At 59.8% G+C, this 24,545-nt stretch carries 19 protein-coding genes and 1 pseudogene; 12 read left to right on the top strand and 8 right to left on the bottom strand.

Features of this window, described 5'->3' with window-relative positions; translation table 11 throughout:
- The first annotated feature begins 28 nt into the window (after positions 1–28).
- The 3 genes from VF436_RS16380 to VF436_RS16370 all read left to right on the top strand — a co-directional run bounded on the left by VF436_RS16380 (position 29) and on the right by VF436_RS16370 (position 2,829).
- A complete protein-coding gene (locus VF436_RS16380) occupies positions 29–640 on the top strand; it encodes an SCO family protein (RefSeq protein ID WP_330905123.1) in 612 nt (203 codons plus the stop codon).
- 173 nt (positions 641–813) lie between these two features.
- A complete protein-coding gene (locus VF436_RS16375) occupies positions 814–1,248 on the top strand; it encodes a copper chaperone PCu(A)C (RefSeq protein ID WP_330905099.1) in 435 nt (144 codons plus the stop codon).
- A 423-nt stretch (positions 1,249–1,671) separates the two neighbouring features.
- Positions 1,672–2,829, top strand: a complete 1,158-nt coding sequence (locus tag VF436_RS16370; protein WP_330905098.1) for an isovaleryl-CoA dehydrogenase — start codon at positions 1,672–1,674, stop codon at positions 2,827–2,829.
- A gap of 224 nt (positions 2,830–3,053) precedes the next feature.
- On the opposite strand, the gene VF436_RS16365 is transcribed toward VF436_RS16370, so the two are convergent.
- From VF436_RS16365 to VF436_RS16345, 5 genes are all read right to left on the bottom strand, one after another.
- Positions 3,054–3,716, bottom strand: a complete 663-nt coding sequence (locus VF436_RS16365; RefSeq protein WP_330905097.1) for a hypothetical protein — start codon at positions 3,714–3,716, stop codon at positions 3,054–3,056.
- A 392-nt stretch (positions 3,717–4,108) separates the two neighbouring features.
- Positions 4,109–4,768, bottom strand: a complete 660-nt coding sequence (locus VF436_RS16360; RefSeq protein WP_330905096.1) for a DUF1120 domain-containing protein — start codon at positions 4,766–4,768, stop codon at positions 4,109–4,111.
- A gap of 132 nt (positions 4,769–4,900) precedes the next feature.
- The gene (locus VF436_RS16355) at positions 4,901–7,261 is read right to left on the bottom strand and encodes a fimbria/pilus outer membrane usher protein (protein WP_330905095.1); all 2,361 of its coding nucleotides are present in this window, start codon (positions 7,259–7,261) and stop codon (positions 4,901–4,903) included.
- Positions 7,262–7,357: 96 nt separating this feature from the next.
- Positions 7,358–8,062, bottom strand: a complete 705-nt coding sequence (locus VF436_RS16350) for a fimbria/pilus chaperone family protein (protein WP_330905094.1) — start codon at positions 8,060–8,062, stop codon at positions 7,358–7,360.
- 460 nt (positions 8,063–8,522) lie between these two features.
- Positions 8,523–11,363: a S8 family serine peptidase gene (locus tag VF436_RS16345; RefSeq protein WP_330905093.1), complete on the bottom strand. Its 2,841-nt coding sequence runs from the start codon at positions 11,361–11,363 to the stop codon at positions 8,523–8,525.
- Positions 11,364–11,569: 206 nt separating this feature from the next.
- On the opposite strand from VF436_RS16345, the gene VF436_RS16340 reads away from it, so the two are divergent.
- The 5 genes from VF436_RS16340 to VF436_RS16320 all read left to right on the top strand — a co-directional run bounded on the left by VF436_RS16340 (position 11,570) and on the right by VF436_RS16320 (position 18,400).
- On the top strand, positions 11,570–12,754 hold the full coding sequence (locus VF436_RS16340; RefSeq protein ID WP_330905092.1) for an acetyl-CoA C-acyltransferase: 1,185 nt from the start codon (positions 11,570–11,572) through the stop codon (positions 12,752–12,754).
- A gap of 179 nt (positions 12,755–12,933) precedes the next feature.
- Complete coding sequence (locus VF436_RS16335) at positions 12,934–13,356, top strand: hypothetical protein (protein WP_330905091.1); 423 nt, start codon at positions 12,934–12,936, stop codon at positions 13,354–13,356.
- A gap of 274 nt (positions 13,357–13,630) precedes the next feature.
- Positions 13,631–15,238, top strand: coding sequence for a carboxyl transferase domain-containing protein (locus VF436_RS16330; RefSeq protein WP_330905090.1), 1,608 nt, complete (start codon positions 13,631–13,633; stop codon positions 15,236–15,238).
- Positions 15,239–15,287: 49 nt separating this feature from the next.
- Entirely contained in the window at positions 15,288–16,979 is a 1,692-nt protein-coding gene (locus VF436_RS16325; RefSeq protein WP_330905089.1) for a molecular chaperone HscC, read from the top strand.
- Positions 16,976–18,400, top strand: a complete 1,425-nt coding sequence (locus VF436_RS16320) for a hypothetical protein (RefSeq protein WP_330905088.1) — start codon at positions 16,976–16,978, stop codon at positions 18,398–18,400. Before VF436_RS16325 ends, VF436_RS16320 begins: the two co-directional genes overlap by 4 nt.
- 75 nt (positions 18,401–18,475) lie before the next feature.
- Here VF436_RS16320 and VF436_RS16315 read toward each other — a convergent pair whose 3' ends face one another.
- The 3 genes from VF436_RS16315 to VF436_RS16305 are packed head-to-tail and all read right to left on the bottom strand — an operon-like array spanning position 18,476 to position 20,861.
- Complete coding sequence (locus VF436_RS16315) at positions 18,476–18,778, bottom strand: DUF6587 family protein (RefSeq protein ID WP_330905087.1); 303 nt, start codon at positions 18,776–18,778, stop codon at positions 18,476–18,478.
- A complete protein-coding gene (feoB, locus tag VF436_RS16310) occupies positions 18,775–20,622 on the bottom strand; it encodes a ferrous iron transport protein B (RefSeq protein WP_330905086.1) in 1,848 nt (615 codons plus the stop codon). Before feoB ends, VF436_RS16315 begins: the two co-directional genes overlap by 4 nt.
- On the bottom strand, positions 20,619–20,861 hold the full coding sequence (locus VF436_RS16305) for a FeoA family protein (protein WP_330905085.1): 243 nt from the start codon (positions 20,859–20,861) through the stop codon (positions 20,619–20,621). The genes feoB and VF436_RS16305 overlap by 4 nt, the downstream gene beginning before the upstream one ends.
- A gap of 219 nt (positions 20,862–21,080) precedes the next feature.
- On the opposite strand from VF436_RS16305, the gene VF436_RS16300 reads away from it, so the two are divergent.
- The 4 genes and pseudogenes from VF436_RS16300 to VF436_RS16285 form a co-directional block, all read left to right on the top strand.
- Positions 21,081–21,866: an enoyl-CoA hydratase-related protein gene (locus VF436_RS16300; protein ID WP_330905084.1), complete on the top strand. Its 786-nt coding sequence runs from the start codon at positions 21,081–21,083 to the stop codon at positions 21,864–21,866.
- A 15-nt stretch (positions 21,867–21,881) separates the two neighbouring features.
- Positions 21,882–22,259: a VOC family protein gene (locus tag VF436_RS16295; RefSeq protein WP_330905122.1), complete on the top strand. Its 378-nt coding sequence runs from the start codon at positions 21,882–21,884 to the stop codon at positions 22,257–22,259.
- 158 nt (positions 22,260–22,417) lie between these two features.
- The gene (locus VF436_RS16290) at positions 22,418–24,412 is read left to right on the top strand and encodes an acetyl/propionyl/methylcrotonyl-CoA carboxylase subunit alpha (protein WP_330905083.1); all 1,995 of its coding nucleotides are present in this window, start codon (positions 22,418–22,420) and stop codon (positions 24,410–24,412) included.
- A gap of 9 nt (positions 24,413–24,421) precedes the next feature.
- Positions 24,422–24,545: pseudogene (locus VF436_RS16285) on the top strand (hydroxymethylglutaryl-CoA lyase); the annotation flags it as partial.

Raw genomic sequence — 24,545 nt, 5'->3', positions numbered from 1 at the left:
CGTCGATGTTCTCATGAAAACCGTCCGCATGATGCGCCAATTCGCTCGCCTGACTGTGCTGTCCGCACTGGCATGCATCTCCGTGACACTCGCCGCATGTCATCACGACGACATGCCGTGGAGACTGACGCAGATCACCGGCCACATGCCGGATCTGGATTTCCGCCTGACCGACGACCATGGCAAGCCGGTGACCGGCAAGGATTACCAGGGCAAGGTGGTGTTGCTGTATTTCGGCTATACGCATTGCCCGGACGTGTGCCCGTTGACGCTGGCGCAACTGCACGTGGTGATGCAACGCCTGGGGCCTCTGGCCGATCAGGCGCGCATACTATTCGTATCCGTCGACCCGGCGCGCGATACTCCCGACGTCATGCACGCCTATGTGAATGCATTCGATCCCCGCGCCGTGGGCCTCAGTGGCAAGCCAGGCGACATCGAAGCGCTGAGCAAGCGCTACCGCTCCGCCTTCACGCGCGAGCCGGACAAAGGCGATGGCAGCTATGAGGTCAGCCATAGCTCCGCAATCTACATCTTCGACAAACAAGGCAAGGCACGACTCATTTCCACACCAAACAATCCGCAAGATGATCTGGTTCACGACCTGCATTTGCTGATCGCGCCGGGAACCTCGGCTTGATGGGAGGTTTGCGCGATTGAGTGGCTGTGTTGTGCGCGGCGTGGCGGCTTGGTCGTGAGCGGGTCATTTTCAAGCCCCGGCCTGCGATGGAATCGCAGACCGCTTCGCGACTGAAGTCGCTCTGAAAACGATGAGGATGGGCCACAAGCCCTCACCAGACTGCCAGGACACTTATGAAGCCATATGCCTTGCTGCTAGCCACGCTCGTCACTCCAGCGCTTGCGCATGCCGCCGACGCCCAACACGTGCATGCCTCGAACGCATGGATCCGCTTGTTGCCAGCCAACCTGCCTGCTGGTGGCTTCGTGGTGCTCGCCAATGATGGCGACAAGCCGATTGAACTGCGCGATGCCAAAAGTGCCAGCTACGCCAGCGTGATGCTGCACAAAAGCAGCACTGAGGGTGGCATGGGACGCATGGAGATGGTCGACAGCCTGACCATCCCCGCGCATGGCCAGGCCACGCTGTCGCCCGGCGCTTACCACCTCATGATGATGCAGGCCGCCAAACCCATCGCGGTCGGCGACAACGTCAAGGTGACCCTGGTATTCGGTGACGGCAGCACCTCGGATGTCACGTTCGCTGTCAAGCCAGCCAATACGTTGTGACGTCGTCGCGCAAGCGAGCCATGAAAAGTAGCCTCATAAGGTTGGTCAAGGGCTGGCCAGCAGGCCTCTTGCTAACAATATGGGGCATGCGCCGGATTGCGAAAAAAGCCGGCCATGAAGCCGGGCAAGCCCTTGCGCCATTGGTTCTGCTGGGAATACTCGACCTGGATGTCCGTCGCCCAAGCCGGAATGGACATGCCATCGATGCGATACCCAATGGTATCGAGCCGCAAGCCGCGCGCCCGACCACCCGGTGGGCCCATCTCAGCTGGACATAAGAAATAGCATTGATTCTCATTTTCAATAGTTTGCCCCTCGTCACTGCCGTGTCGTGACGCGGTGCGCCAAGGCTAAAAGGGAGCGCCGGGCTATCATCCTGAGGTTTGCGCCAGGCCTCGCGCCCACTGATGGAGAAGTTGCACCATGCGTCCGTTTCCGCTTGGAGAAGATATCGACCTGTTACGCGAGAGCGTGCACGCGTTTGCCGAAAAGGAAATCGCGCCACGCGCAGACCTGATTGATCGCGAAAACCTGTTTCCCGCCGACTTGTGGAAGAAGTTTGGCGACATGGGCCTGCTGGGCATGACCATCCCGGAGGAGTACGGCGGCACTGGCATGGGCTTTCTTGCGCATATGGTGGCCATGGAGGAAATCTCTCGTGCATCGGGCTCGGTGGGATTGTCCTACGGCGCCCACTCCAACCTGGCGACGCAGAACATCTTTCACAACGGTAACGAAGCTCAACGCCGCAAGTACATTCCCAAGCTCTGCTCGGGCGAATACGTCGGCGCCCTGGCCATGAGCGAACCGGGAGCCGGTTCGGACGTCGTCGGGTCGATGACTTGCAAGGCCGAATTGAAGGGCGACGTCTGGGTTGCCAACGGCTCGAAGATGTGGATCACCAACGGTCCGGATGCCGACGTGCTACTGGTATACATGCGCACCGCACCGCGCGTGGCTGGTAGCCGTTGCATGACTGCCTTCATTGTCGAAAAAGGCATGAAGGGTTTCAGCACGGCACAGAAACTGGACAAGCTGGGCATGCGCGGCTCCAACACCTGCGAGCTGGTATTCGAGGATTGCGAAATCCCTGCCGAGAATATCGTCGGCGAGGTCAACGAAGGCGTACGCGTGCTGATGAGCGGACTCGATACGGAGCGCCTGGTGCTTTCGGGCGGCCCCATCGGATTGATGCAGGCGGCAGTAGACCTGGCGTTACCCTATGTACGCGAACGTAAGCAGTTCAACGCTCCGATCGGCACCTTCGGGGTCATGCAGGCAAAGATCGCCGACATGTATACCGCGCTGCAATCCTCGCGCGGCTTCGCCTATATGGTGGCGCAGCAATTCGATGCGGGCCTGAAATCCCGTATCGATCCGGCAGCCTGCCTGCTGAATGCCTCACAAAATGCAGTCAAGGTGGCCCTGGAAGCCATCCAGGCGCTGGGCGGCAACGGCTATATCAATGAGTTCCCGGCTGGACGCCTGCTGCGCGATGCCAAGCTTTATGAAATCGGTGCAGGCACCAATGAAATTCGCCGCATGCTGATCGGGCGCGAACTGTTCCACGGAAAGGCTTGAAACAGTGACAGGTGACGGTTGACGCACAGTGGTCCTGGTACGACTTTGCCATCCGGCGATGCCATTTCAGGCACCAGGCAGTTATGCAGAAACAGTAACAAAAGGGCGCGTTAGCCACGCGCCCTTTTGTTTTGTGCCAGCTCAATAGGATCATAACTGCATCGACATGACTCCTGACTCAGGCGACCGTTTGAGTTGTTTCAGATCCATCACAAGATCAGGCCTCACAAACCGAACTTGAAATTCAGAGTCAGTGATCCTGCTATCGCAGCATCGTCGGTTATCGCACCTTTCATATCTTTCGCTGATGCAAGGGTAGGCGTCAGGGTGAACTTTGCCTTGAACAACTGGGCCGCAATCATCTCGTTCTTACTGGCGTCGGCCCAGCCTGTGACATCACCTGCGTCGCCTGACAGATAAATTCTGTCGCCTGGAGTGATAGCGCCCGCTGTCGCCATGAAAGCACGAGCAGGTATTTCTGGACTTCCACTACTCAAGCTCACCTTTGCATCGGACATCAAAACCTGGTAGTACCCCAGCTTCCCGGAGCCATTAACGAAGCCCTCGCCAAAAGCACTCTTATGGGACAAAGCCGATGACGATTTCTCGTTATCTATCACCGAGAACGTCAAATATGTGCTTGCGTCACATGTCACTACCAATTCCTTTTCTACAGGATCGAGAACGGCGACCTTGTCTGGCTTGATTAATGTCGGCGATATCTTGCCAATGCCAAATTCACCATCGTCGGCCATCACCACCGTGCAATTGGGGGGAGATAACGTGCCGGACAATTTTATGCTGGCTGTTGGCGCCGCCGCGAATGCTGAACCGAACGTCACCGCTCCCAAGGTTGCTGCAAGCAGGGCGTAGTACTTTTTTTTCATAAAACCATTCCTTTCATTAAAATGTCGGCAAACCACCGCTCACCGATTGCCCGGCATCATGCCGACGCAACTTGACGACCCATCCGGTGCACTTTACGCAATTCAGACGGGTTGAATTTTAAAAAGCCGTTTAAACGCATGTAACGCCGACCCTCCCATGAGGCCTTTTCGAATCAAGCGCGCTTCATGCCATGATTGACACGAAGTCTTTCGATTCCAATTTATAGCCATGCGGACTTATCAATATCGCTGCCGATGAGCCGCACCCATTACTGGACGCGATGAACAGAAAGTCCTACCACTCATCGACCGACGAAATAAACCTTGGCTTTGCCTCTTGCCACGTCATGACAACTCAAATGATTACAAACGTGTCGCCAGAGACTTGAACGTTACAAACCAAACCTGAAATTCAAGGTCAACGACCCTGCAATAGCCGTCTCATCGGATATCGCACCACTCATGATTTTTGCATTTGCAAGTTCGGGCTTTACTGTAAGCTTGGCTTTGAACAGCTTGGCGGCAATCATCTCCTCCTTGCTGGCATCGGCCCACCCTTGGATATAACCGGCACCGCCCAGTAAAGCAGTGGCCGCAGGACTAAAGGTGCCATTGTTTGTTACGAAAACTCGAGCAGCTGTCTGCGGGCCGCCGCCTACGCTTACCGTTGCATCAGACATCACGACACTATAATACCCGAGTTTTCCCGTGGTATTGACAGAGCCCATGCCAAAGTAGGATGCACTTGCCACAGATGCTGAAGAATTTTCATTATCCACGACCGAGAAAGTGAGATAAGTATCGGCGTCACACGTTATCGTTAAATCTTTCTCCATGGGAGGAAGTGACGTATGACCGGTATCCGGCTTGATCTGCGTCGGCGATATTTTTCCTAGTTTAAATTCACCGTCATCCGTCATCGCTACCGTACAATTTGGAGCAGCCATGGCTCCCATCAATTTCAAAGCCGAACTTGGCGCAGCAGCGCATGCGTGACCAAACGCAGCCGTCCCGAATATCGCCATGAGTAGTGTGTAGTATTTGCTTCTCATTAAATCAGTCCTTTGATTAAAAGTTAGGTGGACAGAGGGCCACCGCTTGTTCGGCATCATGCCGATACAATGTGCCAACTCGCCCTGGACATGAGACGCAGTTCAGCGCGACTTGATTGGGTAACTAGCCACTTATGTGCAGGTGGCCAGAACCTCTTCATATGGCTTCTGGGAGTCGAAGTGTGTTGGCACCTCATAATTGACTCGACACCTTTCCGCTCCGTTCTCAAGATATGCGGGTTTGCCGATATCGTCATTGACAAGCAATACATTGCCGTTGCCAATCACTGAACCGAGCAAATTACGCTGCTCACCAACCAAAGCACTCCCTGTCCTGGCGGGGCTGCCGTCAGCATGTTTGATACGAAGCAGTAATTGGCGTATCTCAGCCGCCTCGAAGGCATGCGTGCCAACCGTACCGCGCGCCAGATTCAAGTCAATAGCGGTGCTGGCGAACCGATAATTCAGTGGCAGGCTTTTGCCAACAAGTTGAATACTGATGTTTCGATACGGATAGACCGTGGGGATCAGTGCAGATCCCCAAGGCAATACCTTCGCATCCCCTCCTCCACTCGACAGACGTACACCGCTCACACGGGGTGTACGGACCACTGCAAAGGTGTCGCCCACACGACTTGAAGACATGGCAAATTGGCCAGCACCCGTCAATACCGCGCTACCGCCGACCGAAAAATATAGCGATCGCGACGCGTTGCCGGTTGCTGATACAGACCCAAAAAGCTGTGTATATCTAGTATCCCATCGCATTGAGCCGCCCAGGCGTCCTTGATCGCGCGTGGTCTCCGCGTTGACCTGATAGCTGACATCCTGATTCAGCTTGTGTTGGTAAGTCGCAGCGATGGAATGTTGGCCGGCATCACGGTGCAGAGCCTGCAATCTTGCATCACCACGCCCTAACGGCATCTGGAGGTTCAGGTATGCAGCATGTCTGTCGTGACCTCCCACCTGAAACTGAAGCCGCACATCGAGAATGCCAAATTTTCGCGCCGCCGACAAAAAATGAAAGACATTACCTCGGCCGTCACCTGATGCGCTGTACGAATAAGCGCCCCAACGGGTGGTGGACCAAGCGAGTGATATGCCAAGCGATCGCTGCAACGGCGGCGCACTCGTGAATTGAGAAAATCGATACACCGCATCTTCAAGAACGGAAACATTACGACTTCTTGCCCTCCATGAAACACCTGCCGATAAAGCCGAGTTCAGTCTGGTATTGGCTTGCAGTTGCCATTCACGCCCCAGACCAAGATGACGGCTACGGGTTAGGCCAATCTCGGCGGTGATCCAGGAGTTTCCGCTCGTTACTGATAACTGGCCACGTCCCGCCTGGTGGCGTGACGATGCCAGCACTCCACCGGCCACGCGATAGTGGTTGGCGATATCCATGGCGTAGCCGCCATAGGCTAACCAGGGTTTACGACTTCGCAATGGCATGCCACGAACGTCATATCGGCCGAATCCGAACTGATAGGTCGCCGGTGATTGCTGCGAGCCCGATGACAATGGACCTGGAAGAGAAAATTGCTGGATACGCCCGTTCTCCTCAATAACACGCACGTCGATATCCGCAGCCGCTGCCAATCCATCAATGTGATTCAACGAATAAGGGCCGGGCGTAACCACTGTCCGATACAGCAGTCGCCCGTATTGACGCACTTCAACAACCGCGTTGCTTTCTGCCAGCCCCTGGATTGGCACTGCCAAGGACGTCAACGGCCCCTGGGCCGTGTCGGAAAATAATTGCGCACCGATAAAGGGAATTCCGCCGAACGCCTCCGACGCCCCGAACAATTGACCAAACTGCAAAACCGATCCGATATCCTCAAGGCCACGTTGAACATAGGCGCCTTGATGGCGGTAAACGGTTCCCTGGGGGTTTCGGGTGAAAGTGCCACGGTTACGCAGCGTCCAATTGGACACATTGACACCCGACTCGACCCACATCTGTGCGTATCCGGAAGAAGTGTACCGGCTTCGAAACTGGTGCATGAACGCATCGTAGTTTAGAACGAGGGCAGCTCCGCCGTGCTTATGCATGCTTGAGGGCTCGACGAGCTCAAGGGCGTCTTCGGGAACGGTCAACTCCATTTCCAACGTGCCAGGCCGTAATTTCACGCGCGCGCCAGCATGGACGTTGTCCACAGCCAGGCAGGTGTCGCCACTCAGGCCCTCGGGGATGCGCAAGCCCAGTTGCTTCCATAACGTTACGTCGAAGCAGGGCTCACCTTCACCGTCAAATTTGACAAGGAGCTCACGCGGACGCGATGCGTTCACCGATGCCTTCAATCGATGGATACCAGGAAGAAATCGCGCGCCCCGGGCGAAAAACTTGGCAAAATCTGCGGAAAATCCACGAGCTTGAAGCACCTTCGTATCGAAGGCCGTCTCGTCATTTGCGGCGCCAGAATCTTGCGGCGCAGCGCAAGCCGGGCGCGGCGACATTAACAATCCGACACATAAGTATGTACTCACAGCGCGCATCCTTGCCCGCTGCATGAAACGTGCATCGCTGCGAGGCGATACGATACAGTCTTTCACGGCGTTCTACTCCATGTACGCCCGCGCTTATCAGTGCGTCACATCCAATGTGACTGGATCCTTGGTGAAGCCATATCGACTGAGCGGAATGACGGTTACTCCGTTGACGTTCACGCCCTGATCGACAGGTAGCGTGACTCGCGCGCCCGGCATAAGGTAGGGATGCTCAAGTGTCACAACCTGCCCTGACGGTTGCAGCTTGAGGCTCGCACCCAAGCGTACGACGTGTTTGCCAGGATTGTTGATTTCAATATGATCGGCTTCTTGCTTGAACCTCAGCCCCTCCCAGGGCTTGTTAACGACAGGCGTCACCGCGGGTTGAACGATGAACCCGATCTCATGACGCATGGGCATGACGGTTCCATGTGTCACACGCTGCGTAACCCCTTCAAAGGATGCCTTGAGCATGTGTTCGCTTTCGAGAGCCAAACCTTTTTTAAGCTCGAAATTTACGAATTGGCTCTGGCCGGGATCAATACGGATGATGGCAGGATTTATAAGAATATTTTCAGCGAGTTTCCTGTTGTCCAGATCTTCGATCGTAGTCAACAGCAGGATGGGATCTTCGCCAGTATTGGTGACACTAAAGCTTGTTCTTGCATCCCTTTCGTCCAGCACAATGGTCGTGCTTTCCAGGCGAAAGGTTGAAGCCGAGACAGGCGCGGCCGCCAGAAAGGAAAAAAAAACTGCGGCGCAGCGCATCCTTGCGCTCGCATTTCTCTTGAATGCGTCCATAACGACTCCTTTAAATGCCTACAAACAGGCAACCCTTAGCTGCGCAATCGCACAAGCACTTCCACAAAACCTCTGAGCATCAGGCCGGATAACCTCTACCGTAGAGCACTTCGAGAAATTACTCGTCGAGGTGCGTTACAGAGGCGTCCAGAGAGTATCCAGGACTGAAAACCAACGCCTGCCGCTCCATTGGTCCAAATGACTTACGCCTAACCATGAGACGACGAAGAAAGATTTCTAAAGACACCCTTCATCGAAGAATCAAATGAAAGCTGGAACGCCTTCACTTCAAAGCATGGACTTATTTTGTAATAAACCCAGCAATAAATCATAGGGCAATGGCTTTACTTTTGTCAGGCAAAACCTCGCCCTTAGTCAGCCTCATTCAAGAGGCGACGATCACCAATGCATGTAGGTTTTGACGGTTACGCGACGTACCAGACGCGCAACCGCCAAGCAATCAAAACTCCCAGGAGTATGTAAGCGTACCCGTCTTGCCTAGCTGATGCTGATCGAAGTGCTGATCATAACCGGCCGCCAGGTGCGAATGCCTGGAGAAATCCCAGTTGAGCGTCATGCCGGCTACGCCGCCGTAGCGTGACAAACCAATGCCACCGACAGGCGCCCATTGATTCAAGGCCGCGAAGCTGGCATCGAAGACGTCGCCGCGCATCCCGAAGGCCTGCTGCCACAGGAAGCGGAACTGCAAGCCCAGTTCCCCGGCCTGCCCCATCGACCAGTGCTGCGAGCTACGCACGCCCAATCCTGCCTGCCAACGCTGAATATTCTGCCCGTTCGACTTCAGGCCAAAACCGTAACCACCCAGTTCGTTGACCGAGCCTCGCTCGATCTGCGCGTACTGCAGATTCATGTATGGCGTCAGCATGGCGTTACCGAGATGAAACCGGTAGCCGCTTTCACCATAGGCCACTTCGTAGCGTCCTAATGAATCACTGGCTACCGGTGCCGCGGTGAGCCCGAGCAGCAGATTACGGCGCATGTCCTCGCGATAATCGCCGACACCGAAACGGCCCATGGCATACCAGTCGTTGCGCACGATGCCGCCATAGAACATACCCTCGACCGAACGGCTACTGCCTTGGTCGGCGCTCTCGGCAAGACGCCCCAGGCCACGCGCCTGACTGACCGCGAAGCCCGCGACGCCGTTGTAACCCAGGCGAAAATCCTGGCCAACCAGCCAACCGTTCAAGTCGTAGCCGACGTTGTTGAAGCCACTGCGACTCATGTTGCCGTGATAGCCCAGCGTCTGCGTCCAGGCACCACCGGCAGGCATGTCGAGCAGGTTATCGAAACGATCGGACAAGGCTTGTGTTCCCGCATCGATCGCCTCGAAGGTCATCGCGGCACTGGCCGCATGCAACTGGCCCGACAACGATTGCAGTGACTGTTGCAGCGCGGCGTTGTTCGGCGTCTGCTGGATTTTCGCTGCGCCGTCGACAAACCCCGAGTTCACCGTTGGAGGAACCCCGGAACCGCCGTTGAGCGCGCCGTTGATCCATCCAAAGGCACCATCCACGCGCTGCGCTGCGCCGGCCGACGACGTGGTCAGAACCAGGCCCTGCACTTGCGCCACCTGTACCTGGCTGACATCCAGCCACGCCGAACTCGGGTCGTAATGCAAAGTAGCCGTGAGCAACGGCACATTCGAGCTGGTGCTCAAGCTGGCAAATGTGCCCGAGAGTCCACCAAGCGCGGTCAGTACCGTCGTATGCGAGTTCTCCACGTAACCAGGCGCCGTGCCATTGACCAACAATTGGCCATCGATGTGCGCCTGGCCGGCAACCTCCAATTGGTTACCCAGGTCTACCACAAGGTGCCCCGTGCTGGTCTGCGTGTAGTTACCGGAGTAATGCGTGGTAACCGCGCCGTTCTGACTGGCATTGAGCACGACGTAACCGGCGCTGGTCACGTCGCCCCCGACTTGGGCTGCGCCGAATGCGGCGTTATTGCTTACTTGGACAGCCGACGCAATGGAGTTGGCGTAAAGCGTACCGCCCTGCACCTGGGTCAGGCCCGTATAGTGGCCGTCGGCATTGATATCAAGCTCGCCGCTCCCCTGCTTGATCAGGCCACCCGTTCCGGAAATGTCATTGGACCAGATGGACTGCCCAGTGAAATTCACGGTGACATCCCCCCAATCGAATCGTGCAGGCCCCTCCACCGCGCGTCCCACGTCGAGTGCGCCATAGCCAAATACAGGATCGGGACCTGGCGCACCGAGATCGTCGGCGGTGCCCAATAAGGTCTGACGTACGAGGTCATTGCTGAAATAAGGGAACCGCTGCCATACCAATGCCGCTGCGCCGGAGACCTCCGGCGCGGCGAACGATGTGCCGGAGACGATCCAGTAGCCATTTGGATTGGTTGTAGTCGCATCCTTGTCGCTAACGATCACGTCGCCGGGCGCGGCCAGACAATAATTCTGTGCAACCCCGCAAGCGTTGGAATAACTTGCCAATTGTGTGGGATGGTTGCTGTCCAACGCCACGGCGACCAACCAACCCTTGGTCAGATCCGGCGCGCGACTGGGCAGTGCGGCCGTATCGCTGGGATTGGCCCGCGAATCGTTACCTGCCGCAAACACCACCAGGCCACCATACTGATTGATGAAAGGACTGTATGCGGTATCGAATGCCTGGGTCGTCACGGTGTCACTGGCATCCCAGTAAAGCCCACCCCAGGAATTGTTGATGATATTTACATGGGCGTTCATCAGATCCTGGTTGACGTAACCAAAGAACTGCGCGTCCGCCGCGCTTACGCGATTGCCCTGTCCCGAGCCGTCGTCCGTTGGCTCTTTGTCCTGGATGATACGTGCGGACACGATGTTGGCGCCTGGCGCGATGCCACCGACAAATTGTCCAAATGGCTTGCCAGCGGCCACTTCCGAAACCCAGGTGCCGTGTCCGACAACGTCATCGATCGACGTATTATTCGTCGAGGGATCGACATAGATGAGCTCCTGGGTCACGCGCCCTTGCAGGGACGGATGATTTGCCATCACGCCGGTATCGACCACGCCAATGGTTACGTTCTGCCCGGTCAACCCCATCGCGAGTGCCTGATCGGCATGCGTCAGGGACAGTTGCGCATCGATCGGGGGCGGCGGCGGCGCAGCCGGCGGAGGTGCCGGTGGAGGCGCGGGCGGGGCCGCAGGGGGCGCAGACGGGCGTGTATTGCCATTGCCCCCACCGCCACCACCACATGCCCCCAAAGACAAGGCCATGGCGATAACAACGGCCGCACGACGGCTGCGCTGTCCGTGTAAGAACGCGTGCATTTGTCCCATCCCCCCAGACCTTGGAAAGGTCTGATCAAAATATGGACGGCGCCCCCGCGCCGTCCTGTCAACATAGTGACATAACTTGGTCGCAACAGATCGCGAAACAATCGGTCTGGCAACTGGACCTTGGACGGTTTGCCGCCCCTCGCCCCGGGCTGCGATAATCGAACAATTCTTCCCCGCCGTATCCAGTGGAGCTCCCCATGTCGGACGTCAATGTTGTCATCGTCGGTGCCAAGCGCACCGCCATCGGTTCGTTCCTTGGCCAATTCACGGGCGTGCCCACCCCGACCCTGGGTGCTACCGCCATCGGTGCCGCCCTGGAACAATCCGGCGTCGAAGCGAAGGATGTGAGTGAGGTGATCATGGGTTGCGTGCTACCGGCCAATCTCGGCCAGGCACCTGCACGTCAGGCCGCGATCAAGGCAGGCATCCCGGTATCCACTGGCGCCACCACCATCAATAAGGTCTGCGGCTCGGGCATGAAGGCAATCATGCTGGGCCACGATCTGATCAAGGCAGGCTCGGCCGCAATCGTCGTGGCTGGCGGCATGGAATCGATGACCAATGCCCCGCACATGGTAAATGCCCGTACGGGCATCCGCTATGGCGATGGCCAATTGGTTGACCACATGGCCTGGGACGGCCTGACCAACCCGTATGACGGCAAGGCCATGGGCGTGTTTGGCGAACTGTGCGCTGACAAATACCACTTTACGCGCGAAGAGCAGGATGCCTACGCCATCGAATCGGTCAAGCGCGCGCAGGCCGCCCAGCAGTCGGGCGCATTCGCCGATGAGATCGTTCCGGTCACAGTCACCAGCCGCAAGGGCGACATGCAGATCGATACGGACGAACAGCCAGGTCGCTCCGATATTGGCAAGATTCCCACACTCAAGCCTGCCTTCCGCAAGGAAAACGGCACCATCACCGCCGCCAGCTCGTCCAGCATCTCCGACGGTGCTGCCGCGCTGATCATGCTTTCCGGCGCCGACGCCCAGGCTCGCGGTCTCAAGCCGCTTGCTCGCGTGGTCGCCCATGCCACCCATTCGCAGGAGCCGGAGTGGTTTACCACCGCCCCGGTGGGCGCGATTCAGAAGGTCTTGGATAAGGCCGGCTGGAAGGTTGAAGAAGTCGATTTGTTTGAAATTAATGAAGCTTTTGCAGTGGTCGCCATGACACCGATCAAGGAGCTTGGTATTCCCCATGCCAAGGTCAATGTCCACGGCGGCGCCTGCGCGCTGGGCCATCCGATCGGTGCCAGCGGCGCTCGTTTGGTGGTGACCTTGCTCAACGCCTTGAAAGTACGCGGGTTAAAGCGCGGCGTGGCCTCCTTGTGCATCGGCGGTGGCGAAGCCACGGCGGTCGCCATCGAGCGCCTGGATTGACCGCATCACTCTTCACATGACTGAACGCCGCCGCCATCGGGGATGCATTTACCCGATGGTGGCAGCGAACGTCGCCTAACTGCGCCCTGAAGCCTTTTTTCACAAATGTGTGGCGGGAAATCAGGGAACGCGTTATTAATACGCCGCCAAACGGCATTCCACGGCTAAGGAGATTCACAATGAAGTTGACGCGTACCCTACTCGCCTCCGCGCTCGTCGCGCTGCTGGCGGCTTGCAGCAACGGCGCGCAGGATTCCGCGCAGGACGCCCAGAAGTCGGCTGACCAGGCTCAGCAGGCTGCTGACCAGGCGCAGAAGGCTGCGGCTCAGGCCCCGGGCGCTGCGGCTGACCAGGCTGCTGACCAGGCTAAGGCTGCGGCCGACAACGCCGGTCAGGCTGCTGACCAGGCCAAGCAGGCTGCTGCTTCCGCTTCCGCTGCTGCCCCGGCTTCGACCGCGGCTGCTCCGGCTGCTGACACTGCCAAGGACGCTGCTTCCAACGCTGCCGACGCTGCCAGCAAGGCCGCCGACGCTGCCAAGGACGCTGCTGGCAACGCGAAGGACGCTGCTGACAAGTCCAAGGATGCCATGAAGGGCCACTAAGCCTTTCGGTTCCTGGCGTCACGAAAGCCGGCCGCGCAAGCGGCCGGCTTTTTTATAAGCACATGGATGGGAGAAGGACCGCGGAGTCGCAAGCGCAAGGACGGCGGTAAACCGTCACGTTCGACATGGTTTGTCGCAATGAGGATCGCCTGCCTCAGGTTTTCGGATTTAATGCCCCCTCTCCCGCCTCCCGACCCAGCACCTCTCCCCTCCGGTTTCCGATACCGCCTCGCGCCCACTATTATCGATGGCTTGATCAACGTTGGACCCGCCCATGAGTGTGATTGCTACGCAGATCGATACCCGCTCTCCCGAGTTTCAGGCCAGTAGTGCGCACTTGCGCGGCCTGGTCGGCGAGCTTCATCAGGAGCTGGCGCGCAGTGCGGCGGGTGGCGGAGAGAAAGCGCGCGACAAGCACACCGCGCGCGGCAAACTCTTACCGCGCGAGCGCATTCGAGCCTTGCTGGACCCGGGCTCACCGTTTCTGGAGCTCTCGCCGCTCGCCGCGCATGGCATGTATGACAACGCGGCACCGGCGGCGGGCATCATCACCGGGATCGGCCGGGTCAATGGCATCGAGGTCGTGGTAGTGGCCAACGATGCGACGGTCAAGGGCGGCACGTATTTTCCGATGACGGTCAAGAAGCATCTGCGCGCGCAGGAGGTGGCGATGGAAAACCGCCTGCCCTGCGTGTACCTCGTCGACTCCGGCGGCGCCTTCCTGCCGTTGCAGGACGAGGTGTTCCCGGACAAGGAACACTTCGGGCGCATCTTCTACAACCAGGCGCGCATGTCGGGGCTGGGCATCGCACAGATCGCGGTGGTCATGGGCTCGTGTACGGCGGGCGGCGCCTATGTGCCGGCCATGAGCGATGAAACGATCATCGTGCGCGAACAAGGCACGATCTTCCTCGGCGGCCCGCCGCTGGTAAAGGCCGCCACAGGCGAGGTGGTCGATGCCGAGGCCCTGGGCGGCGCAGACGTCCATACATCCATCTCCGGCGTCGCCGATCATTTCGCCGAAAACGATGCACATGCGCTGTCGATCGCACGCGACATCGTTGCAAGCCTCAACCGTCGCAAGAGCATGCCGCTGGCACTGCGCGAGCCGGTCGAGCCCCGTTATGCCGTTGAGGAGCTGTACGGTGTCATTCCACAAGATACACGCAGGCCTTTCGATATCCGCGAAGTGATCGCGCGTATCGTCGACGACTCACAATTCCATGAATTCAAAGCGCGCTACGGCAAGACGCTGGTATGCGGGTTCGCGCATATCCACGGTTATCCCGTCGGAATCGTCGCCAACAACGGCATCCTGTTTGCCGAAAGCGCACTCAAGGGTGCGCACTTCATCGAACTATGCAACCAGCGCAACGTGCCGCTGATCTTCTTGCAGAACATCACTGGCTTCATGGTAGGCAGGAAATACGAAAACGCCGGCATTGCCAAGGATGGAGCCAAGATGGTCACCGCAGTGGCCTGCTCGCATGTACCCAAATTCACCGTAGTGATTGGCGGCAGCTTCGGAGCCGGCAACTATGCCATGTGCGGTCGCGCCTATGGCGCGCGCTTCCTGTGGATGTGGCCCAATGCGCGCATCAGCGTGATGGGCGGCGAACAGGCCGCCTCCGTGCTGGCCACGGTACGCCGTGATGGCATCGAAGCCGGTGGCAAGTCCTGGGGCGCCGAGGAAGAGGAAAGCTTCAAGACGCCGATTCGCGAGCAGTACGAACGCCAGGGTCATCCGTATTACGCCAGCGCCAGGTTGTGGGACGATGGCATTATCGATCCGGCCGATACGCGTCGCGTCCTGGGCCTGGCGATCTCCGCTTCACTCAACGCGCCGATCGAGCCGCAGCGCTACGGCGTGTTCCGTATGTAACGCATGCCTTCCACGACCATAACAGCCATCCATGTGAGGGGATTCACGGATGATCGTCGGTATTGACCTGGGAACCACCCATTCGCTGATCGGTTGCTTCGATGTATCCGGTGCGCGCCTGTTTCCCAATGCCCTGGGGGATGTGCTGACGCCATCGGTGGTCAGCATCGATGACGACGGGCATGTCATCGTTGGCCAGGCAGCACGAGACCGCATGGTCAGCCACCCCGACGCCAGTGTGGCGTCGTTCAAGCGCTGGATGGGCACCGCGCGCGAGACCCGCCTGGGCAAGCGCAGCTTCCGACCGGAAGAATTATCGGCGCTGATCCTGCGTTCGTTGATCGCCGACGCAGAGGCGGCGACCGGCGAGAAAGTCACCGAAGCGGTGATCAGCGTTCCCGCTTATTTTTCCGACGCGCAGCGCAAGGCCACCCGCGCGGCCGGCGAATTGGCCGGTATTCGCGTCGAGCGCCTGATCAATGAGCCCACCGCAGCCGCGCTCGCCTACGGGATACAGGAAAAGCGTGACGGTGCACGCTTCCTTGTTTTCGATCTGGGCGGCGGCACCTTCGATGTCACCGTACTCGAACTGTTCGATGGCGTGGTCGAGGTGCATGCCAGCGCCGGGGACAATTTCCTGGGCGGCGAGGACTTCCTCGACGTGCTGGAGACGGCTTTCCTCTCGGACCACAAACTGCTTCCCGAAGATCTCTCGCCACAACAGCGCGGCCAATTGCGTCGGCGCCTGGAGCTGGCCAAGCGCGAACTGAGCCAGCACGATCACGTGAAGCTGGAGTTCGCCCTGGGCGAGCGCGCGATCGACTGGACCATGACCCAGGATCGTTTCCACCAATTGGCCGATCCGCTGATCCAGCGCATGCGCACGCCCCTGGAGCGCGCGATGCGCGATGCCCGCGCGCAACCGGAACAACTCGATGAAATCGTGCTGGTCGGCGGCGCCAGTCGCATGCCGCTGGTCTCGCGCCTGATTGCTCGCATGTTCGGACGACTGCCGTTGCGGCATATCCATCCCGACCAGACGATTGCCCTGGGTGCTTGTGTTACGGCAGGCCTGAAGAAACGCGACGAGCGCCTGGAAGAAGTCATCCTCACCGACGTATGCCCGTACACGCTAGGTACGGAGGTCGGCCAGATGGATGATCATGGGCGCGTGCAGACCGGCATCTACTCACCCATCATCCACCGCAACAGCGTGGTGCCAGTCAGTCGCGAGGAGACCTTCTGGCCCATGCGGGATGGCCAGCGCGTGCTGAACTTGAAGGTCTATCAGGGCGAAAGCCCGCTGGTAGCCAACAACATCAAGCTGGGCGAGTTGGAGGTTGAACTCGATCCACGCCTGTCGCGCCAGGAAGGCGCGGTCAAACTCCGCTTCACCTACGACATCAATGGCGTGCTGCAAGTGGAAGCCACGGTATTGCATTCCGGTGCCAAGCACGAACTGATCCTCGAACAGAATCCTGGCCTGCTCACGCCCGAAGAGATCCGCGCGCGACTGGCGCGCCTGGATGAGCTGAAAATCCATCCGCGTGACAAGCAGGAAAACCTTGCCCTGCTCGCTCGCGCCGAACGGCTTTACGAGGAACATATCCAGGCACGTGATCAGTTGCAGGACTGGATCATGCGCTTCCGATCCGCGCTCGAATCACAAGACGACATGCTGATCCGCGATCACTATCGCGAATTCGGTCGCGCGATGGATATGCTGGAAAAAAATCGATGACCCCATTCGAGCTGCTGGGCATTGGCAGCGATGCGGACGAGCGTGCCATCCGGCGCGCCTACACCGCCAAGCTGCGCCAGACGCGGCCGGATGACGACCCCGAAGGTTTCCAGCAACTGCATGAGGCCTACCAGCAGGCGCTGTCGATCCAACGACGCAAGGCAGCCATGCAACCGATGGTCACGGTCAATGTGTTGCCACCCGCCAGCGAAGCGCCGGCGATGGATGCGCAGCATGCCGGCGGCTTGGCAGCCCCTGCTCCCGCTACATCAGCTCCCAGGCCAACCATCGCTCGCATCGAGCCGGTAGCCCAACCCGCGTCCCGCCTGGATCCAGAGGCCTTTTGCAACGAGGCCTTTACCCGTGCCAAAGCCGGCGATGTGGATGCGCTGATGGCGTGGCTCAATAGCCAGCCCGCATTCTGGTCATTGCGTACCAAGTCGCAGACCGGCCAGTTGCTGACTCGCCTCCTATACCGGGATGAGCCGGCGATATCCACGCCGTGCATGCAGGCCTTGCTTCATTTCTTCGACGCCGACAGTGTCAAGGCTGGCCACAACGCCATGGCGCTGCAACGTTTGATTCGACGCAGCCAACTGGCCTGGGAATGCATGCCTGAACACCGCGACGCGCTTGCGCACCGCTTAGGCATGATCACGCCAGGCGCACGCAGGCACATGGAACGCTGCCTGGGGCGGTTGACCCGGCCTTATCGATGGTGGCGCGCACTGCTGGCCGGTTTCAATCCCAACACGGGCAAAAGCATGCCCGCCTTCATCCACGCGCTGGCCGGTCCCTATACCGAGGATCTACCACCGGTGATATCCCAGGAGCAGGTGCGATTCTGGTTGACGGCAAGCAATAAAGGACTCGCTACAAGCGGCCAGATCCTCTTCATGACCGGCGTCATGCTGATGCTGTCCCTGGTCGTGGTAGCGGGTGCTTCCATGACGGCCTTGTTCGTTCCGAGCACCGAGATGCCTCACATCGCGATGATGGGGGTCGGGATGGCCTGGGTCGGCGGCCTGGCGTTTGCCGGCGCCAGGGGCTGCATGCTGATGGATGCATGGCTGTGTCGCGCCGAAGACCAGCCCGCACGCTGGCGTGCCCTGCGCTGGCTCATCGTGCCGTTGTTCTGGCTGGCTGGAACGACTACCTGCCTGCTGCTGCCACCCGCTACGCGGCCCTGGAATTTCCTGTTGCTGCTACCAGCGGCCTGGTGGAGCTTTCGACGCTACTGGTATCGCCATGATGGCCGGGGCATCAGGCTCAGCCCGAACATCGCACGCATCACGTTGATCCTTGCGATGCTGCTCTTGCCAGTGCCGCCATGGACTATCTTCTCCACGGCATCGGCGTTGGTGTGGCTGGAAGATCTACGCCGTCACTTCAAGGCCGCTCGCGCGCCTGGGTTCTCGTAAGCGCGCCGCGCTGACAGTCCAGTCATGACCGGCCGGCAGCCACCGCCATGGTGCACTTGCCGGCCTGCGATTGCTTTAGTGGCGCCGCGGGCGAAACTCCAGCGGCTGCACATCCGGCCGCGCCTGTTTGGGCGGCGTGGGCCCGCAGGTGCCGCATGAACCGCACCCATCACCACAGCTGCCCGTTGCAGCGGCAGGTTGAAGACGCTTGCCCAGGCGCTGCAGGATACGAGGGCGCCAAGGCTTGTTGAGGTTGGCCGATGCACCGGCCAGCAGACGCGTGCTCAAGCCTGGCAACAGCTTGCGGAAGGCATAGGCTGCGCTACCCAGCACAAGCACGCCGATGATGAGTGTCTGGATGACGGCGAAGGTATTCATGACAATGCCTTGGCAACCTGGTAAGTGATCAATGAGGCCAGATAGGCCAGCCCAAACAGGTATCCCGCAGTCAACGCGACATTGCGCCACGAATTGGTCTCGCGACGAATCACCGCCAACGTGGACATGCACTGTGGCGCAAATACGTACCAGGCCAGCAACGACAACGCCGTGGGCAGGCTCCATGCGTGCGAGATCACAGGGCCAAGCTGGCTGGCCACGGCATCATCCGAACCAGACATGGCATAGACGGTACCCAGGGCGGATACCGCCACCTCGCGTGCGGCCAGGCCCGGAATCAGCGCAATGCAGATCTGCCAGTTGAAACCGATCGGCGAGAACACGTATTCCATCCAGTGACCGATGCGACCGGCGAAGCTGTAATCGATCGCCGGCTGGGTGGCGCCTTCCGGCGCGCCCGGGAAGCTGGACAGGAACCACAGCAATACGGTGAGCGCGAGGATGATGCCCCCCACACGACGCAGGAAAATCTTGGCACGCTCCCACAGACCCAGCGCCACGTCCCGCGCGTGCGGCAGGCGGTAAGAGGGCAGCTCCATCAACAGCGCATGCTCGCTCTTGTCCTTGCGAAAACGCTTGATCACCCAGGCCACCGTCAAAGCGCTGACGATGCCCGCCACATACAGCACGAACAGCACCACGCCTTGCAGGTTGAAGATGCCCCATACCGTGCGCGACGGGATGAAGGCGGCAATCAGCAGGGTGTAGACCGGCAGGCGCGCCGAGCAGGTCATCAGCGGCGCCACCAGGATGGTGGTCAGGCGATCACGCGGGTCGGTAATGCTGCGCGTGGCCATGATGCCGGGAATCGCGCAGGCAAAGCTCGACAGCAGCGGAATGAACGCACGCCCGGTCAGGCCGGCGCGGAACATCATGCGATCGAGCAAAAATGCGGCGCGGGGCAGATAGCCCGATTCCTCCAACAGCAGGATGAACAGGAACAGGATCAGGATCTGTGGCAGGAATACCAGCACCGCTCCCAGCCCAGCGAATACGCCATCGTTGAGCAGGCTGTGCAAGGCGCTCTCGGCCGGCAGCGCGGAGGTCACCAGGACGCCCAAAGCAGTCACTCCGGCCTGGATTGCATCCATGACCGGCTGCGCCCAGGAGAACACCGCCTGGAAGATCAGGAACATCAGCACGCCCAGGATGCCCAGGCCGAATACCGGATGCAGTGCCCAGCGATCAATCGCATCGTCAATGGTCGCCGTGGCGCGCGGCATGGTCACGGTGTCGGCAAGCAGGGCGCGCACCTCCTGGTGCAGGCTGGCTGCGCTGCTTTCATCACCCCCGGCCGCCGATACCTCAGGTACGTCGCCATCCACGCGCTCGATCAGCGCCTTGGCGCCACCGCGCTTGACGGCAACGGTCTCGACCACCGGCATGCCGAGCCGACGTTGCAGCTCGGCCACATCAATCACGATGCCACGACGACGCGCGGCATCCATCATATTCAGCGCCAGCACCATCGGTCGACCAAGGCGCTTGACCTCAAGCACGAAACGCAGATGCAGGCGCAGGTTGGTGGCATCGGCCACGCAGACGATCAGGTCAGGCGCGGCTTCTCCAGGATACTTGCCCTCGCACACGTCACGGGTGATCTGCTCATCGGGGCTGTTGGCGTCGAAGCTGTAGGTCCCCGGCAGGTCCAGCAGTTGCAATACGCGGCCGGAAGGGGCGACGAACCGCCCTTCCTTGCGTTCCACCGTCACGCCAGCGTAGTTGGCAACCTTCTGCCTCCCGCCAGTGAGCTGGTTGAACAGGGCTGTCTTGCCGCAGTTGGGATTGCCTACCAGGGCAATGCGCAAGGTCTGGGCACTCATGCCTCCTCCGTCCGAACCGTCACCCGGGAGGCCTCACTGCGACGCAGGGCGAAACGCGTCGAACCGATCTGTACCAGCAGCGGGTCGGCGCCGAGCGGGCCATGCGCCACAAGGCGCACCGGTTCACCCTCCACAAATCCCAAATCGCGCAGGCGCTGCGCGATCGGATCGTTGGCATGGGCATCGTCAACTCGGTCTACCACCGCAGCGGCACCTTTGGGCAAATCGGAGAGGAACACAAAGGATGACTCAAATAAGAATGGTTCGCATTGTATATCGTGATCGCCCCCGGTGGAAACAAGCCCTCCAGGCTGTAAAACCTTGCGATACGGGTAGTTACGGTCTCATCGGCGCAGTGCGCGTCAATGCGCCGCGTAAGGAAAAGGGTTCAGTCCGTCTTTTTCCGACGATACGTTCGGTGGAATACTGGACAATCTCCCTCCCCGGAACCCCAAGGCATGTCCTCGATCCAGATCGCCGACCGCGGCTACGTTCGCCACATCACCCTGGCCCGGCCGGAACTGCACAACGCATTCGATGACGGCCTCATCGCACAGCTGACTGCCGCCATCGAGGCGGTGGGTGAGGACGCGTCGCTTCGGGCGCTTGTGTTGACCGGCGAGGGGGCAAGCTTTTCGGCAGGCGCGGACATGCACTGGATGCGCGGCATGGCCAAGGCATCAGAAGAAGACAACCGCAACGATTCGCTCAAGCTCGCTCGTCTCATGCGCAGCTTGCAGTTCTGCCCCAAGCCCACCATCGCCCGCGTCAATGGAGCAGCCTATGGCGGTGGCGTAGGGCTGGTGGCCTGCTGCGATATCGCCATTGGCGTGGATACGGCCAAGTTCGGACTGACCGAGGTCAAGCTGGGACTCGTGCCGGCCGTTATCTCGCCCTATGTCGTACAGGCCATCGGCCTGCGTCACGCGCGCCGCCTGTTCATCACGGGCGAGATCTTCGATGCCCAGACCGCATTATCGATGGGCCTGCTGCATCGCTGTGTGGCCGCTGACGCGCTCGACGAAGCCGTCGACGCCACGCTGAAGCTGTTCGACAAGACCGGCCCGCAGGCGCAGGGGCATGCCAAGCAACTGGCGCTGCGCATGGGCGGAACCACCCTGGAGGCCGCCGAGCGCATCGATTGCGACAATGCCGCCTTGATCGCCCGCCTTCGCGTGTCGGCCGAGGGCCAAGAAGGTCTGGGCGCCTTCCTGGACAAGCGCGCGCCGCAATGGATTTCATGACAAGGAGGCACCAAGATCGACCACATCGGCATTCCGATTTCCGATCACGCCTGCAGCCGGCATTTGTATCGCGCGGTGTCGGCGACCTTGGGCTATGGGATCCAAAGGGAAGTCACCGCCGAACAGACCGGCAACGAAGCAGCGACCGGTTTCGGTGAACACGGCAAGCCCTCTTTCTGGATCGCCCTGGCCAGGTTCGACGCATGCACATCGCCTTCCTGGCCCCCAAGCCGAGCGGCGGTCGATGCTTTTCATCGCGAGGCGATGTCGCAGGGTGGTCGCGACAACGGCGGACCCGGCCTTCGCCCGCACTTTCACGCCCATTACCACGGTGCGTTCGTGATCGCCCCGGACGGACATGACATCGAAGCGGTCTGTCACGCGGCGCAGTAGCCCCATCCAAGGGTGAACAGAAAGACGCTTGCCTTCAAGCAGCGCGCTCTCGCTACTCGCCGCGCCGCCCCATTGCTGCGCCGCGCATCGGCTAACGCGTGCCGATCTGCTAGTTTTATTGGCTTTGCGATGCCCCTGCGGGCTTTGAAGGAAACGGCATGTTCGAGCGTGTTCTGATTGCCAATCGCGGCGAAATCGCCTGCCGCGTGATTCGCACCTGTCGACGCCTGGGCATCCATACGATTGCGGTGTACTCGCAGGCCGACGCCGATGCCCAACATGTGCGCCTGGCCGATGAAGCCTGGCCGATCGGCGGCCCTCGCCCGGCCGACTCCTATCTGCGCGCCGAAGCGATTCTTGGCGTGGCACGCCGCAGCGGCGCCCAGGCCGTGCATCCCGGCTACGGATTTCTCTCCGAGAACACAGCCTTCGCGCGAGCCTGCCAGGACGCCGGCATCACGTTCATCGGCCCCAACCCTGAAAGCATCGATGCCATGGGCTCCAAGGCGGCTGCCAAGGCTCTGATGGAACAACATCACGTACCTCTGGTGCCGGGCTATCACGGTGAGAACCAGGACGATGCCTACCTGGGCGAACAGGCGCGCAAGACCGGCTTCCCGCTGATGATCAAGGCAGCGTCCGGTGGCGGCGGCAAGGGCATGCGTATTGTACGCGGTGAAAGCGAGTTCGCCGATGCGCTCGCCTCCGCGCAACGCGAGGCAGCCAATGCCTTCGGCGACACGCGCGTGATCCTCGAGCGCTACGTCGAACATCCGCGGCACATCGAATTCCAGGTCTTCGGCGACAAACGCGGTCACGTGATCCACTTGAATGAACGCGAGTGTTCGGCACAACGTCGATATCAAAAGGTACTGGAAGAAACGCCCTCTCCTTTCCTCACCCCCGAACGCCGCGCTGCCATGGGTGCTGCCGCTGTGGCGGCCGCCAAGGCCGTCGATTATGTCGGTGCAGGCACGGTAGAATTCATCGTCGGCCAGGACGGCGAGTTCTTTTTCATGGAGATGAACACGCGCTTGCAGGTCGAGCACCCGGTCACCGAGGAAACACTCGGGCTGGACCTGGTCGAATGGCAATTGCGCGTGGCATTCGGCGAGCCACTGCCGCTGCGCCAGGAGCAGGTACAAGCTCACGGCCACGCCATCGAGGTGCGACTGTACGCCGAAGATCCCGAACAAAATTTCCTGCCAGGCTCGGGCAAGCTGTTGCGCCTGCGCCTGCCTACGCCGTCGGCGCATGTGCGCCTGGATGGCGGCGTCATCGAAGGCGACACGGTGACGATCTTCTATGATCCGATGATCGCCAAGCTGATCGTGCACGATGCCAACCGAACACAAGCCTTGCAGCGACTGCGCCAAGCGCTGGCACAAAGCGAAATCATCGGCCCGAAATCCAATATCGCCTTCCTCGAACGGCTGGTGCGCCATCCCATCGTGCTCGAGGGACGCATCGACACCGGTTATCTTGATCGTCACCTGGATCAGTTTCTGGCCGGCGACGAAGCACCGCCTGCTCGGGTGTTCTTTGCCGCGGCCACTGCGGCACTGTTGCACGATGAATCGCACATCGCCACGGCAACCGAGGACCCGCATTCGCCGTGGTCGCAAACCGATGCATGGCGTGTCGGCCACGAGGGTAAGCGCATCGTAGCCCTTTCCTGGCGTGAACAACGCCATGACATCGAGGCGTACGGTCATGCCGGTCATTATCGCCTTGCGCTCGGCGACGACCTTTGCCACGTCCAGGGCGCACGCCTTGAGCACGGACTGCTGAGTGCGCGATTCGACGGCCAGGCACAACGCACGCCACTGCAGGTCGATGCCCAGCGCGTCCTGTTGCACGATGCCGAAGGTGACCGCTACAGCCTGGCAAGGACCAGTGCATTTGCCTGGCAATCGCGCCAGGCTGGAGGTGGCAACCAGGTTGCGGCCCCGATGCCTGGCCGCATCGTGCTGGTGAAGGCCAAGCCCGGTGACAGCGTCGAAGAAGGCCAGGAATTGCTGGTCATGGAAGCCATGAAAATGGAGCTGGCCTTGAAGGCCCCGCGCGCGGGCACCATCGAAAGCGTCAGTGCAAGCCAGGGCGACTTCGTCGAAGCCGATGCCGTGCTGGTTCGCTTTGCCCAGGCAGGTTGAGAAAACACCATGACCAACGATCGTGTACGCATTGTCGAAGTCGGCGCTCGCGACGGGTTGCAGAACGAAAAGACCATCCTGCCGGCCGATGTCAAAATCGCCCTGATCGACCGTCTCTCCGGTACCGGATTGC

Origin of the sequence: Dyella sp., from assembly GCF_036384435.1 — a bacterium.
Classification (GTDB): Bacteria; Pseudomonadota; Gammaproteobacteria; order Xanthomonadales; family Rhodanobacteraceae; genus GSA-30.
Note: the sequence above shows the minus strand (reverse complement) of the source record. Positions and strands in the feature narration are given on the sequence as shown.